The organism is Novacetimonas hansenii JCM 7643, from assembly GCF_000964405.1.
GTDB lineage: Bacteria > Pseudomonadota > Alphaproteobacteria > Acetobacterales > Acetobacteraceae > Novacetimonas > Novacetimonas hansenii.
Window position 1 is genome coordinate 1 of the sequence record NZ_BANE01000040.1, and the last position, 13,190, is coordinate 13,190.

Annotated in this window: 12 protein-coding genes; 9 read left to right on the forward strand and 3 right to left on the reverse strand. The window is 63.4% G+C overall.

Annotation, left to right across the window (positions count from 1 at the left end):
* Nucleotides 1-37: 37 nt before the first annotated feature.
* The 3 genes from B7G66_RS02625 to B7G66_RS02635 all read right to left on the reverse strand — a co-directional run bounded on the left by B7G66_RS02625 (nt 38) and on the right by B7G66_RS02635 (nt 4,597).
* Nucleotides 38-1,738 carry a M3 family oligoendopeptidase gene (locus B7G66_RS02625; RefSeq protein ID WP_003620864.1) on the reverse strand — a complete coding sequence of 567 codons (1,701 nt, stop codon included), beginning with the start codon at nt 1,736-1,738 and terminating at the stop codon, nt 38-40.
* A 169-nt stretch (nt 1,739-1,907) separates the two neighbouring features.
* Complete coding sequence (locus tag B7G66_RS02630) at nt 1,908-3,842, reverse strand: OPT family oligopeptide transporter (protein WP_003620863.1); 1,935 nt, start codon at nt 3,840-3,842, stop codon at nt 1,908-1,910.
* 161 nt (nt 3,843-4,003) lie between these two features.
* Nucleotides 4,004-4,597, reverse strand: coding sequence for a hypothetical protein (locus tag B7G66_RS02635; protein WP_003620861.1), 594 nt, complete (start codon nt 4,595-4,597; stop codon nt 4,004-4,006).
* A gap of 298 nt (nt 4,598-4,895) precedes the next feature.
* Between B7G66_RS02635 and ispH the strand changes: the two genes are divergently transcribed.
* The 9 genes from ispH (at nt 4,896) to pstB (ending at nt 13,106) form a co-directional block, all read left to right on the forward strand.
* Entirely contained in the window at nt 4,896-5,885 is a 990-nt protein-coding gene (gene ispH / locus B7G66_RS02640; RefSeq protein WP_225578831.1) for a 4-hydroxy-3-methylbut-2-enyl diphosphate reductase, read from the forward strand.
* 17 nt (nt 5,886-5,902) lie between these two features.
* Nucleotides 5,903-6,874, forward strand: coding sequence for a homoserine kinase (locus B7G66_RS02645; RefSeq protein WP_003620857.1), 972 nt, complete (start codon nt 5,903-5,905; stop codon nt 6,872-6,874).
* Nucleotides 6,874-7,368: a ribonuclease HI gene (rnhA, locus tag B7G66_RS02650; protein WP_003620855.1), complete on the forward strand. Its 495-nt coding sequence runs from the start codon at nt 6,874-6,876 to the stop codon at nt 7,366-7,368. Before B7G66_RS02645 ends, rnhA begins: the two co-directional genes overlap by 1 nt.
* On the forward strand, nt 7,368-8,114 hold the full coding sequence (locus tag B7G66_RS02655) for an ABC transporter ATP-binding protein (protein WP_003620854.1): 747 nt from the start codon (nt 7,368-7,370) through the stop codon (nt 8,112-8,114). Before rnhA ends, B7G66_RS02655 begins: the two co-directional genes overlap by 1 nt.
* Nucleotides 8,111-8,875, forward strand: coding sequence for an ABC transporter permease (locus tag B7G66_RS02660; RefSeq protein WP_196760723.1), 765 nt, complete (start codon nt 8,111-8,113; stop codon nt 8,873-8,875). The genes B7G66_RS02655 and B7G66_RS02660 overlap by 4 nt, the downstream gene beginning before the upstream one ends.
* A gap of 371 nt (nt 8,876-9,246) precedes the next feature.
* On the forward strand, nt 9,247-10,197 hold the full coding sequence (locus B7G66_RS02665) for a nucleoside hydrolase (protein ID WP_040512113.1): 951 nt from the start codon (nt 9,247-9,249) through the stop codon (nt 10,195-10,197).
* A 196-nt stretch (nt 10,198-10,393) separates the two neighbouring features.
* Nucleotides 10,394-11,356, forward strand: a complete 963-nt coding sequence (gene pstC / locus B7G66_RS02670) for a phosphate ABC transporter permease subunit PstC (protein ID WP_040512110.1) — start codon at nt 10,394-10,396, stop codon at nt 11,354-11,356.
* Nucleotides 11,356-12,318, forward strand: coding sequence for a phosphate ABC transporter permease PstA (pstA, locus tag B7G66_RS02675; protein ID WP_110550139.1), 963 nt, complete (start codon nt 11,356-11,358; stop codon nt 12,316-12,318). The genes pstC and pstA overlap by 1 nt, the downstream gene beginning before the upstream one ends.
* Nucleotides 12,315-13,106 carry a phosphate ABC transporter ATP-binding protein PstB gene (pstB, locus tag B7G66_RS02680; RefSeq protein WP_003620845.1) on the forward strand — a complete coding sequence of 264 codons (792 nt, stop codon included), beginning with the start codon at nt 12,315-12,317 and terminating at the stop codon, nt 13,104-13,106. Before pstA ends, pstB begins: the two co-directional genes overlap by 4 nt.
* Nucleotides 13,107-13,190 lie beyond the last annotated feature (84 nt).

Genomic DNA, 13,190 nt, shown 5'->3' on the forward strand with positions numbered 1-13,190 from the left:
CCAAAAACTTTTCCTGTTTTTTATCAATGATTTGTTTTCAAACAGTTTCTGATGGTTCCGGCGGCGTCATGCCAAGGTAATGCGCAGCCTCACGCACGGTATCTGCCAGCGCACCGGACTGAAACGGGGAGGTCAGCCCCGCATCGAGCACCAGCCCGGTAAAGGGCCGCGATCCCCCACGTTCGCACAGCGCGACATACTCATGCAGGGCGCCCTTGTAATCCGTACGGCTGCGTTGCCAGAACTGCAATGCGCAGCACAGCGCAAGTGCATAATCAATGTAATAGAAGGGCGAGCGGTAGATATGCCCCTGTGCCTGCCACCGTCCCCCGGCGGATGGGTGGGCGATCCCGCCATAATCCCGCCATGGCAGGTACCGGCGTTCCATGTCACGCCACAGCTCGTGGCGTTCGGCCGGGGACATGTCCGGCCGGGCATAGATTTCGTGCTGGAAATGATCCACGCATACGCCATAGGGCAGGAACGACAGCGACCCGATCAGGTGCATCTGCCGGAAACGTTCGGCCTCGCCGGGGGCGACCATCAGGTCCATATGCGGCCAGGTCAGGAATTCCAGCGCCATGGAATTGATTTCCGCCGCATCCATCGTCGGCCATAACAGGTCCACCGCAGGCAGGCCGCGACTTTTCCAGTTCTGGTAGGCATGGCCCATTTCATGGGTGAAGACGTTGATATCGTGCTGCGTGCCGTTGAAATTGGCAAAAATGAACGGCATCCCCACCGTGGGAAAGGACGTGCAGAACCCGCCCCCGGCCTTGCCATCGCGGTTGCGCAGGTCAAGGAAGCCGCCTTCGCGCATCTGGCGATAGAATTCGCCAAGGTCGCCACCCATGCGGTCGAACATCACCTGCGCCTGTGCTACCAGCCTGTCGTGGCCGCCGATGGGGCGCGGGTTGCCATGCGGGTCGATCAGCGGTTCATCCCACGAATATACGCAGTCCCATCCCATCGTCGTGCGACGGCGTTCGAGGATACGCTGCACCAGCGGCACGACATGGGTGCGCACATCCTCGCGAAAGCGCGCGACTTCGTGGGGGCCATAATCCACACGTCGCATCCGGCGATAGGCCAGGGAGGTATAGGCGTCATACCCCAGCGCGCTGGCCATATCGGCGCGCACATGCACCAGCCGGTCGAACAGCGTGTCGAACTGTTGCGCATTGTCTGCAAAGAATGCCCAGCGCACACGCTCTGCCTGTTCGCGTACGTTACGTTCGGTGCTTTCGGCATAGGGGGCAAGGCCGGACAGGTTGACCTGGCGTCCGTCGATCGACAGGCGGGCAGAGGCGATCAGCGCGGTGTATTCACCGCTCAGCCGGGCTTCCTCCTCCAGCGCGTCGGCGATTCGCGAATCGAAGGTGGTGATGTCCGTGCGCCAGAGTTCCAGCGTATGCGGCGTCAGCGTCGCATGCACCGCCTGCTGGTCCGGGTCATCAAGCAGCCGCCGCTTGATCGCGACCTCGAACGCGGTGACATAGGGCGTCAGCGAATCCGCGTAATCACGTTCCGCCTTGTTGGTGGCCGAGGTCGTATCCTGTGAAAACCGCAGGTCGGTCATTGCCGACCAGCTTTCGTAATCCCGGCGGATCGTATCGAACAGGCCCAGCGCCTCCGTGCGCCGGCCCTGGTCCAGCAGGGTGGAAACCTGCCCGAAGCGCAGGGAAAGCCGTTCCTTGCTCGGGCGTGGGAAGTCAAGTTCGCTGAATCGTAATGCCATGCCCCGATGCTGCCATCATAGACGGGCGAGGTCTATCGCCCGATGTGTGGCGTCCCGATGTGTGGCGTGCGGCAGATGCATATCCTGACCCATGCCCATAGCCTGGGGGGCAGGCCGCCGCAGGCGATTCGCCTTTCGATCACCTTATGATCGTCTCCTGTCCTCCGCCCTATCGCGCGCGCAGGACATAGCGTGCGAACCATACGCACATTGCGGCGAAAACCATGGCCCCGGCGATGTCCGGCACGACGGCTGGGATACCTGCGGGCATGATCGACAGCGCGCTGTCCCGTCCGGCGAACCCTGCCACCGCCGACAGCGTAACCCCCATCAGGCTTTCCCCCACGATCAGCCCCGATGCCAGCATGGTGCCGATCTGTGAGGAATGTGCGTTGGCCCCCCGCCGCGCGCAGACCCAACTGACGAGTGCGCCAATCGCCAGTGTGACCGTGACCGCGGCAGGCAGGTAAATGCCGATTCCCACCGCCAGCGGCGGTAGCGTGCGGCCATGGCGGCGCAGCACAAGGTCGGTGACAATCACCACGACCGCCAGCGCCCCGCCAATGGCCAGCATGTTCCAGTCAAGCTGGTGCAGGAAGATGCCCGATGCGATCATCATCATCAGCGCGGGCTGTGGCGCCGCCAGCGCGTGCGTCGGGTCCATGCCCGGATGGGGCAGATACCCGACAAAGCCATAGGTCTGGTAAAGGATGTTCAGCACGGGCGGGATCACCAGCGCGCCGGTCACGCACCCGATCAGCAGTGCGACCTGCTGGCGCCACGGTGTCGCCCCCACCAGTTGCCCGGTCTTGAGGTCCTGAAGGTTATCGTTGGAGATCGCCGCCGATGCGGTCAGCGCGGACAGGATGTACAGGCAAAAGGCAATGCCGCCATGGTCGCCCACCGATGCAGGAAACAGCCCGACCGCGCGCATTCCCACGAACAGGGAGGCAAGCAGGATGACCGCCACGATGCAGATGCCCGAAATGGGGGACGATGACGACCCCACGATCCCGGCCATGTATCCGCACGTCGCCGCGACAAGGAAGCCGATCAGCATGCAGCACAGCATCCCCACCAGCGCCAGCCCGACAGTGCCCGCATTCACCCCGCCAAAGGGGGCAAGGAAGGCGATGAACATGACCAGCAGCACCATGCCGATACCCGCGGACAGCAACCCGACCTGACGCAGCGGCAGGTCCGCGTCATTATCGGCCTGTGCGCCGCCAATGGAGGTGGCACGCAGGCTGGCGCTCAGGCCACGGATGATCGGTCCCATCATACAGCCCAGCGTCCAGATGGCCGCCACGGCAATCATGCCCGCCCCGATGAAGCGCACGTCATGCATCCACACGATTGTGGCGTGGGCGGTGGGGGGCAGATGATCGGGATTGGCCTCATGCGCCGTCAGGAACGGGACGAACACCCCCCACGCCAGCACCGCGCCCAGCAGCATGGCAAGCCCGCCCCCGATCCCCACCAGATAGCCCGCGCCCAGCATCGCAAGGGAAAACCCGCATGACCCGCGAAAGACCGCGTTGCCCCATGTCAGCGTGACGGAGGCGTCTTCCGCCAGCAGTCGCAACCCGGTGGACGCAAAGGTGATGATCGCCGCGATCATGCCGCCACCCGTCAACGCCCGCAGGGCGGCCGGGCTGGTGTCCTTTTCCCCGGCCTTGAGGATTTCCGCCGCTGCGACCCCTTCGGGATAGGGCAGGGCGCTTTCATTGACCATGGCGCGCCGCAGCGGGATGGTGAACAGCACCCCCGTCATGCCGCCCGCAGCAGAGATGAGCGTGGTTTCAAGGAAGGGAAAATGCTGCCAGTAGCCGATCATGATCAGCGAGGGCAGCGCGGCGAAAACACATGACAGCGCCCCCGCGGCGGAGGCCTGCGTCTGCACGATGTTGTTTTCAAGGACGCTGGACCCGCCAAGCGCCCGCAGGACAGCCATGGAAATGACGGCGGCAGGGATGGAGGATGCGACCGTCAGTCCCACCTTCAGCCCCAGATAGACGTTCGACGCGGTAAAGACGAGGGTGATGAGTGCCCCAAGTACAATGCCGCGTAACGACAGTTCCCGGGACATGCGCGTCGATTTCATATGGATCGCTGGCCTGTTGCTGTGAAAGGGGGTGACGTTCCATCGCGCGGATGGGGAAAAAAGGAAAGGGGCGGCCCTGCATGCGCCCCCTCCCATGCTGGCAGGGGCATGGGGGGAAAGCCCCGCCGGGCGTGCCGGATGCGCCGGGCAGGGCGGTAGGATCAGAGCTTGTGGAACGAAGGCATCACCAGATGGGCGCGGTTGAAATCAAGCTGCGCCTGGGTGAGCTGGAATCCGATTTCGATATGGTACTGTTCGGAATGGATGCGTCGTGAAATTGGCAGGGTGATGGGGATATTACGTGTGCTGGTGGCCTTTTGCAGGTCGCCATTGTCGAATTCAATATGCGCGATGAACTGCTTCTTGCTCTTGATTTCGCCATTGTACACGACGGCGACGAAATACGGGATATTGACGAAATTGACCTTGGATGCCGGGCCACGTACGACATGCAGTCCGATCTGCATGTTGGTGACGACGGTGCGGTGGGCCCCGTCCTCGCACGAACCGACGACCTCACGCAGGGCGGCGCGGACCACAAGGTGCGACAGGTCATGTTCGCTGCCGGTATACTGGTAATAATCGGCGGCCTCGCCGGGGATTTCCACCACCGGGCATGCCGGGGCAAAGGAAATCGAATCCGATTCATTCTGGCATCCCGCCGCCAGCAGCGGCAACGCCAGCAGGCTCAGCACGCGCGCAAAGGTCGCGGCGCGGGACGACAGGGACGCGCGGGTGGGAAAATGAGAAATCATGCGGGAGTTCCGGGCTTTCGTGCTCGACATGGGCTCTACGGGTGGCGGGCTGATAATGGCGGTTCAAACGCCTGGCATGCAATCGGGCATCGTAACGCGGACATGTAAATGTCCCGTCACGGTGGGGAGGACATATATATGAGAATAGGCTAGAATGAACGGGAAATGGCTTGCGCCATCGCCACGGTTTGCGTAGGGCCGGGTCATTGCATCGCGATGCGGGACCGGAACTGTAACAGATCGCGGCCCGTATCCTATACCGCCCGCCGGATGTTTGGGGAACACCATGCCCGACCAGATGATTCACACTCCCGATGCCCACGCCCCCGTTGACGTGTCGCCACGCCTGCTCAAGGTCCTGCTTGCCGGGCCGCGCGGTTTCTGCGCCGGGGTCGATCGCGCGATCCGCGTGGTGGAGGAAGCGATCCGCCGTTATGGCGCGCCCGTCTATGTGCGGCACGAAATCGTCCATAACCGCACCGTTGTGGAAGCGCTTGAGGCGCAGGGCGCAATTTTTGTGGAAGAACTGGACGAGGTTCCCTCCGACGGTCACGTGGTCTTTTCCGCCCATGGCGTGCCCAAGACCGTCCCGGCGGAGGCCATGCGCCGCAACCTGCTGTATCTGGATGCGACCTGTCCCCTCGTGTCCAAGGTGCATCGCGAGGCGGAACGTCATTTCGCCGATGGTGGTCCCGAAAGCCGCCACATCCTGATGATCGGCCATGCCGGCCATCCAGAGGTCGTCGGCACGATGGGCCAGCTTCCCCCCGGCGCGGTCACGCTGATCAATGATGCGGAGGAAGCGCGCACGGTCCAGCCGGCCGATCCCGCGCGCCTTGCCTTCATCACGCAGACGACGCTGTCGGTTGATGATACCGCGGAAATTGTCGATATCCTGCGTGACCGTTTCCCCCTGATCGAAGGGCCGAAGCGCGAGGATATCTGCTATGCCACCACCAACCGGCAGGAAGCGGTCAAGGCGATCGCCCCGGGCTGTGACCTTGTGATCGTGATCGGTTCGCCCAATTCCTCCAACTCCCAGAGATTGCGCGAAGTGGCTGAACGCAGTGGCGCGCCGCGCGCCCTGCTGGTGCCGCGCCTGAACGCGCTGGACTGGTCGGCGCTGGACGGGGTGAAGACGCTGGGGATTACGGCGGGCGCGTCCGCGCCGGAATCGCTGGTGCAGGAAATGGTCGCCGCCCTTGCCAAGCGTTTCACGCTGGAGATCGAGGAACGCACCGTCAAGGAAGAGAACGTGACCTTCCGCCTGCCCGCGCCGCTCGGCTGATTTTTTTGTAACCGACGATGGCGGTCTATACGGACGTCCCCCCCGATGAACTGGCTAAGTTCGTCGGGGGCTACGACATTGGCGAGCCGGTCTCGTGCCATGGCATTGCCGAAGGTGTGGAGAACAGCAATTTCCTGCTGCGTACCACGCGCGCGGATTTTATCCTGACGCTGTATGAACGGCGGGTAAATCCTGATGAACTGCCGTGGTTCCTGGGGCTGATGCAGTACCTGGCGCAGCGCGGGCTGTCGTGCCCGCGTCCGGTGGCTGATCGCGCAGGCGTCACGCTGGGGACGCTTGCGGGGCGCCCGGCCGCCATTACCACGTTCCTGCAGGGCGCATGGCCGCGCCGGATTGAGGTTCCCCATTGCGAGGCTGTGGGGGCGGCGATGGCGCGCCTGCATCGCGATGGGGAAGGATACACCGCGCAGCGACGCAACAGCATGGGGCCGGCCGCATGGTCATCGCTGCTGGACTCATGCCGTGCGACGGGCGATCAGGTGCAGTCTGGCCTGATCGCGGAAATTGATGATGCCTTGGCGTTCATCGGGCCGTCATGGCCGGGGCAGGGCGCGCGCCCGGTCCTGCCGCGCGGGCAGATCCATGGCGACCTGTTTCCTGATAACGTGTTTTTCATCGACGGGCATCTGTCGGGCCTGATTGATTTCTATTTCGCCTGCACCGACTGGTTTGCCTATGACCTCGCCATTTCGCTGAATGCGTGGTGCTTTGACGAAACCGTCACGTTCCGCCCTGACCGGGCGCGGGCGATGGTGCGTGGGTATGAAAGCGTGCGTCCGCTGGATGCCGCGGAACGTGCCGCATTGCCGGTACTGGCCACGGGGGCTGCCGTGCGGTTCCTGCTGACGCGTCTGTATGACTGGCTCAACACGCCGCCTGACGCGTTGGTCACGCCGAAAAACCCCCTCGATTACCTTGGGCGGCTGCGTTTTTTCCGCACCTGTGCCGCCCCGCTGGAATGGTTGTGATGGACAAGGTGACGCCCGGCGGGGATACGCGCGACGATGACGTGGTGCTGATCTGGACCGATGGGGGGTGCAAGCCCAATCCGGGGCCGGGGGGATGGGCCGCGCTGTTGCAGTTTCGCGGGCAGGAGCGTGAAATTACGGGTGGCGAGGCGGAGACGACTAATAACCGCATGGAACTGACCGCCGTGGCGGAGGCTCTCGCCAGCCTGAAGCGTCCATGCAAGGTCATCCTGCACAGCGACAGCCAGTATGTGTGCAATGGCATGACGCGCTGGTCCACCGGATGGGTGCGGCGCAAGTGGCGCAATGCGTCCGGCGACCCGGTGGCGAACATGGATCTGTGGCAACGCCTGCTTGACCTTGCGCCGCGCCATGACATCACATGGCAATGGGTGCGTGGCCATGCGGGCGATGAAAATAACGAACGCGTCGATGTCCTTGCCACGCAGGCGCGCGACGCGCTGGGGATCGCCTATCCATCCCGGCGCAAGTGATGGCGTCCGTGGTCGGCCATGCCCCTGCGGTCATGGTGCGGGGATTGGGCCTGTCGATGGATGGGCAATGTATTTTCGATAATCTGGATGGCACGTTTCCCGCCGCACGCCTGACGGTCCTCCTTGGTGGCAGCGGAATTGGCAAGACGACGCTGCTGCGGCTGGTGGCGGGGCTGATCGTGCCCGATACCGGGGGCATCTCTGCCGGGGATGGCCTGCCGCTGTCCGGTCGGGTGGGCTGGATGGGGCAGAATGACATGTTGCTGCCATGGGCGCGTGTCGATGACAATGTCATGCTGGGCAGCCGCCTGCGTGGCGAGCCGCCGGACCGTGCCCGTGCGCATGACCTGCTGGATCAGGTGGGGCTGTCGGCGTCACGCACCGCCCTGCCGTCAGCATTGTCCGGGGGCATGCGGCAGCGCGTGGCGCTTGCGCGGGTATTGTATGAAAACAGGCCGGTTGTCCTGATGGACGAGCCATTTTCCGCGCTGGACAGCCTTACACGCCTGCGGATGCACGAACTTGCAGCGCGGATGCTGTCGGGATGTACGACCATCCTGATTACACATGACCCGCTGGAGGCCTGTCGCATGGCGCAGGCGTTGTTCATGATGGGGGGCGCGCCTGTCCGGCTTTCGCCGCTGTCCCTTCCCCTGTCGGGGGGGATGGATATCCCGCGCGCCGTGGATGATCCTGTGCTGCTGTCGGCGCAGGCAGATCTGTGGCGGCGGATGCTGGCGTCATGACAATGGCCGCGCGACTCCTGCGTCCGTTGGTGACGCTGTTCGGGTTGGTATGTGTCTGGTGGGGGATTGCGCGCTGGGGTCATGTGCCGCCCTACCTGCTGCCTGCGCCAGATGCGGTGGCGCGGGCCATGTGGCGGCAACGCGCCCTTCTGGGCGACTCCGCACTGACCACGCTGGTCGAAACATTGTGCGGGCTGGTGCTGGGTGTCTGTGGTGGGGGAGCGCTGGCGCTGCTGATGGCGCTGTCGCCTTCGGTACGGCGGTGGACCATGCCGCTGGTGCTGCTCAGTCAGGCTGTGCCGGTTTTTGCCCTCGCGCCGTTGCTGGTATTGTGGTTCGGCTTCGGGATGGCGTCGAAAATCGTGATGGCGGTGCTGGTCATCTTTTTTCCCGTGACATCTTCCTTTGCCGACGGGTTGCGCCAGACCCCGGCGGACTGGATCGACCTTGCGCGTACCATGGGGGCGTCGCGATGGCGGGTGCTGCTGTATGTGCGCCTGCCCGCCGCCCTTCCGGCGCTGGCATCGGGGATGCGGGTCGCCACCGCCATCGCGCCGATTGGCGCCGTTGTGGGGGAATGGGTGGGGGCGTCTTCGGGGTTGGGGTTCCTGATGCAGACGGCCAATACAAGGTTCGAGACGGACTTGATGTTCGCGGCCCTGCTGGTGCTGTCGGCGATGACGGTCCTGTTATGGTGGGGGATGGACCTCATGTTGCGGCGGGCATTGTACTGGCTGCCGGTGCGGCATGAGGGGCCATGAAATCGTTTTGGAAATGGCGGTTGATAAAACAGTCATCAAAGTGTTCGGACCGTAACTTTTCCTGAACGGCGCTGTCTTTTGAATGTGGTCGGGAGTGAAGGTAGATGTGAAAATATTCCCATCCACCTTGATGATTACAGGGTAGGGCTGCCTTTTTTGGTGATGGCGGTCATGGAAGCTTTTTTGGGGAAATCTTCATCAAAAGCTTCTTTATGATTTATGCGACGTTGCACGGGTGGGGTTTTGAAACAGCCTGTGTGCGGTGATGATGTATGAAGAACGGGGCGCATGCATGGCAGATGTTGACGGATGCCGCACAAGAGGCCACCACACCCCCGATACTGTTTGTGAACAAAGACGGAAGCCGTGACATGACCCGTCCCCTCCTCCTGGACCTGACTGGCGCACCACAGGATATGGCCGCGCTCGTAATGGCGCTTCAGGTTCCTGACATGCTCGACCCCGTGCTGGTGACAACGGGGGGACACGGGGCGCAGCAGGCGCGCCGTGCGGCGGAGCTTGCGCGCAGGGTGTTGCAAAAGGCCGGGCGTCAGGACATCCCCGTTCATGGCGGCAGTGGCCTGCCGGTGTTCGCGGTGGGCAATGCGTGGGCACGCCCCCGGAACGGGGCCGGGGATGCAACCGGCGATGCAACCGGGGATGCGGCTGGAGTTGATCTGGGGGAGGCGGAGCTGCCTGCTGTGGCGATGATCCGTCATGCCATGGCCCGTCCCGCCGACAGTGTCAGCGTCTGTTGCGCCGGTGCGTTGACCAATCTTGCGCTGGCGTTGATGCAGGAACCGCGCCTTGCCTTGCATCTGCATGGGGTCGTGATCCTTGCCGATGCGGGCGGGGGGGATGGCCCTGGCGTCGGTGGCTTCGGCGTGGATACCAATATCCATGCCGACCCGGAGGCCGCAGCCATCGTCCTTGCATCCGGTGTGCCTGTGACAGTGCTGCCGCGTGATTGCGTCGCGCGGGTGACGGCAGACGGGATATGGATGGAGCAGGTGGCCGCCCTTGCCGGGCGTGGCTGTGCCGGTGGCATGGTCCATGACCTGTTGCGCGGTGCGGGTGCGCAGGCTGTGCCAATGGCGTCGGCGGTGGCTGTGGTGTCGCTGCTGTGTCCCCGGTTATTTGGCGGTCATATGGCGCGGCTGGGTGTTGAATGCCGGGGGGAACTGACGCGCGGGACGCTGGTTCCGATCGGCAGCGGTCAAAATAATATCGCCCCCAATGCATTTGTCCTGGATCGTGTCAGTGTCGATGCCTGCCGGGACGTGGCCCGTGACCTGCTGCTGCATGCCGCAGGCGTGGCGTGAGACGGCGTGGGCCGGCAGGAATGCGCCGCCCTGATGTAAAAAGCCGCGCTGCATGGCCCATGACGGTTGCAGGAAGGAGGGCCGGTCCAGTAATGGTCCGGGCAGGGATCGCACCTGACGGGCGTCAGGCCTGCCGGGGGTGACACAGGTGACACATGGGCATGACGAAGCGCCGGATGCGGCGGGGGTCTTCTGTATGGATCGGTCTATAACATCCTCTGCTTCCCTGACGGGGGGCACGCGCGCACGGGGGGATGCACTTTTTGCCGGTATCGTCCGTTGCAGCGCCCTGCTGATCCTGCTGGGGCTGGGCGGGATGATTGCGGTCATGGCATGGGGCGCGCGCGGGGCCTTTGCCACCTTTGGGCCGGGGTTCATCCTTGATCCGGCATGGAACCCGGTAACGCAGCATTTCGGCGCGGCGGCCCCGGTGTTCGGCACCCTTGTCACGGCGCTTATCTCCATCGTGATCGCCGTGCCGCTGGCGTTCGGGATTGCCTTCTGGCTGACGGAAATCGCGTCGGCGCGACTGGCGAATGTTATCGGCACCGCCATCCAGCTTCTTGCCGCCGTGCCGTCGATCATCTTCGGGATGTGGGGCTTTTCGGTCATAGTGCCGCTGATGGCGCGGTATGTGGAGCCTGCGGCCGCCCATTCGCTTGGCCGTCTGCCCGGAATTGGCGTGCTGTTCCGGGGGGCGCCGTACGGCACGGGCTTCCTGACGGGGGGGATCATCCTGGCGGTCATGATCACGCCATTCATTTCGGCGGTAATGCGCGATGTCTTCACCTCCATGCCTGCCGTGCTGAAGGAGAGCGCCTATGGGCTGGGCATGACGCGGTGGGAGGTGATGCGCCGCATCGTTCTGCCATGGTCGCGCACGGCGGTGGTTGGCGGGATCATGCTGGGGCTTGGGCGCGCGCTGGGCGAGACGATGGCCATCACTTTTGTCATTGGCAATGCAAATCATATCGGCTGGTCCCTGTTTTCGCCGGGGAACACGATTGCGTCCCTGATTGCGTTGGAATTTCCTGAAAGTGCGATGGGAAGCCTGAAATTCTCATCCCTGATGGCGGCGGGGTTCCTGCTTATGGTGATTTCATTCGCGACGCTGATATGTTCGCGCTGGCTGCTGCGTTCGGCGCGGACGGGCAAGTGATGGATATTCGCGAAACATCCCCGCGCCTTGATGCGCCGCTTGCCGGGGACGCGCGCGCATCCGGTACGGCTGATGCGCCCTGTGCCGGGGTGGGGTGCGCCGGGGCGGGCTGGCGGCGTGATGGCGCGTTCGATGCACGCAGGCGCCTTGCCGATCGTGTGGCGACGGGGTTTTGCCATATCGCCACGGCGCTGGTCCTGCTGATGCTGACATCCATCCTGTTCGTGCTGCTGCGCAACGGGCTGGCGGGTATTTCGTGGCGGACCTTCACCCATATCACGCTTGCGCCCGGGCATGGTGGCGGCCTGGCCAACGCCATCGTCGGCAGCCTGATGCAGACGGGGCTTGCTGTGCTGATCGGTGCGCCCGCCGGACTGCTGGCGGGGATATACCTTGCGGAATTCGCGGCGACGGACGGGCGGTTGCTGGGGGCGGTGCGGTTTGTATCCGACCTGTTGCTGTCGGCGCCGTCCATCCTTGTCGGGCTGTTCATCTATATGATCGTCGTGGTGCCATCGGGGCATTTTTCCGGTATTGCCGGGGCGCTGGCGCTGGCGATGCTGGTGGTGCCGGTGGTGGTGCGTACGACGGAGGATATGTTGCGCCTTGTGCCCGTTGCCATGCGTGAGGCGGCGTTTGCGCTGGGGGCGCCGCGCTGGCGGGTTGTGCTGTTCATCTGCCTGCGTGCCGCACGGGACGGGGTCGCGACTGGCATCCTGCTGGCGCTGGCGCGGGTGTCGGGCGAAACTGCGCCGCTGCTGTTCACGTCGCTGGGCAACATGAACTGGTCCGTGCGGCCCGATGCGCCGATGGCCAGCCTGCCGATCGCCATTTACCAATATGCGGGTTCCGCCTATCCCGACTGGACGCAAATGGCATGGACGGGCGCCATGCTGATTACGGCAGGGATACTGATGATAAATATCGCCGTCAGGGTTGGGTTGGGGCGTAACAGGAAATGAACGTGGAAGAAACACGGCAGGTGCCGGATGGGACGGGGGCCGCCATTTCGGTCCGCAACCTCGATTTCTATTATGGTGCGCACCATGCGCTGAAAAACATCTCGATCGAGTTCCCGGACCGCCAGGTCACCGGCATGATCGGGCCGTCGGGGTGTGGCAAATCCACGCTGCTGCGGGTGCTCAACCGCATGTATGACCTTTATCCGGGACAGCGCGCGACGGGGGAGGTCATATTTGATGGCTGCAATATCCTTGGCGCGGGCGTGGACCTTAATGTCCTTCGTGCGCGTGTGGGCATGGTGTTCCAAAAGCCGACGCCGTTTCCAATGTCGATCTATGACAACATCGCCTTTGGTGTGAGGCTGCACGAACGTCTGTCGCGTGCGGATATGGATATCCGTGTCGAGGACGTGCTGCGTCGCGTCGCCTTGTGGCCGGAGGTGAAAGACCGGCTTGGGGCATCAGCTTCCGCCCTGTCAGGTGGGCAGCAGCAGCGCCTGTGTATTGCGCGCACCATCGCCACCCGGCCCGAAGTTGTGCTGCTTGACGAACCGACCAGCGCGCTTGACCCCGTGTCCACCGCGCGGATCGAGGAACTGCTTGATGAACTGAAGGCGGATTTCACCATCGCCATCGTTACGCATAACCTGCAACAGGCCGCGCGTTGCGCCGATCAGGTGGCGTTCTTTTACATGGGGGAGGTGGTGGAGGTCGAAACGGCGGACCGCATGTTCACCGCCCCGCGGCAGCGCCGTACGCAAGATTACATTACCGGTCGTTTCGGGTGATGGATTGATAAGGGTGAAATCTTAGGGAGTGTTTGAAGATAACTCATTGATAAAAAATAAGAAAAGTTTTTGGGTGCTGCCTTT

What these genes read in the sequence shown, in the direction of transcription:
- pstA (WP_110550139.1), top strand. Translation starts at nt 11,356, where the DNA reads ATGGATATTCGCGAAACATCCCCGCGCCTTGATGCGCCGCTTGCCGGG.
- B7G66_RS02660 (WP_196760723.1), top strand. Translation starts at nt 8,111, where the DNA reads ATGACAATGGCCGCGCGACTCCTGCGTCCGTTGGTGACGCTGTTCGGG.
- B7G66_RS02625 (WP_003620864.1), bottom strand. Translation starts at nt 1,738, where the DNA reads ATGGCATTACGATTCAGCGAACTTGACTTCCCACGCCCGAGCAAGGAA.
- B7G66_RS02645 (WP_003620857.1), top strand. Translation starts at nt 5,903, where the DNA reads ATGGCGGTCTATACGGACGTCCCCCCCGATGAACTGGCTAAGTTCGTC.
- rnhA (WP_003620855.1), top strand. Translation starts at nt 6,874, where the DNA reads ATGGACAAGGTGACGCCCGGCGGGGATACGCGCGACGATGACGTGGTG.
- B7G66_RS02655 (WP_003620854.1), top strand. Translation starts at nt 7,368, where the DNA reads ATGGCGTCCGTGGTCGGCCATGCCCCTGCGGTCATGGTGCGGGGATTG.
- B7G66_RS02665 (WP_040512113.1), top strand. Translation starts at nt 9,247, where the DNA reads ATGACCCGTCCCCTCCTCCTGGACCTGACTGGCGCACCACAGGATATG.
- pstC (WP_040512110.1), top strand. Translation starts at nt 10,394, where the DNA reads ATGGATCGGTCTATAACATCCTCTGCTTCCCTGACGGGGGGCACGCGC.
- ispH (WP_225578831.1), top strand. Translation starts at nt 4,896, where the DNA reads ATGATTCACACTCCCGATGCCCACGCCCCCGTTGACGTGTCGCCACGC.
- B7G66_RS02630 (WP_003620863.1), bottom strand. Translation starts at nt 3,842, where the DNA reads ATGAAATCGACGCGCATGTCCCGGGAACTGTCGTTACGCGGCATTGTA.
- pstB (WP_003620845.1), top strand. Translation starts at nt 12,315, where the DNA reads ATGAACGTGGAAGAAACACGGCAGGTGCCGGATGGGACGGGGGCCGCC.
- B7G66_RS02635 (WP_003620861.1), bottom strand. Translation starts at nt 4,597, where the DNA reads ATGATTTCTCATTTTCCCACCCGCGCGTCCCTGTCGTCCCGCGCCGCG.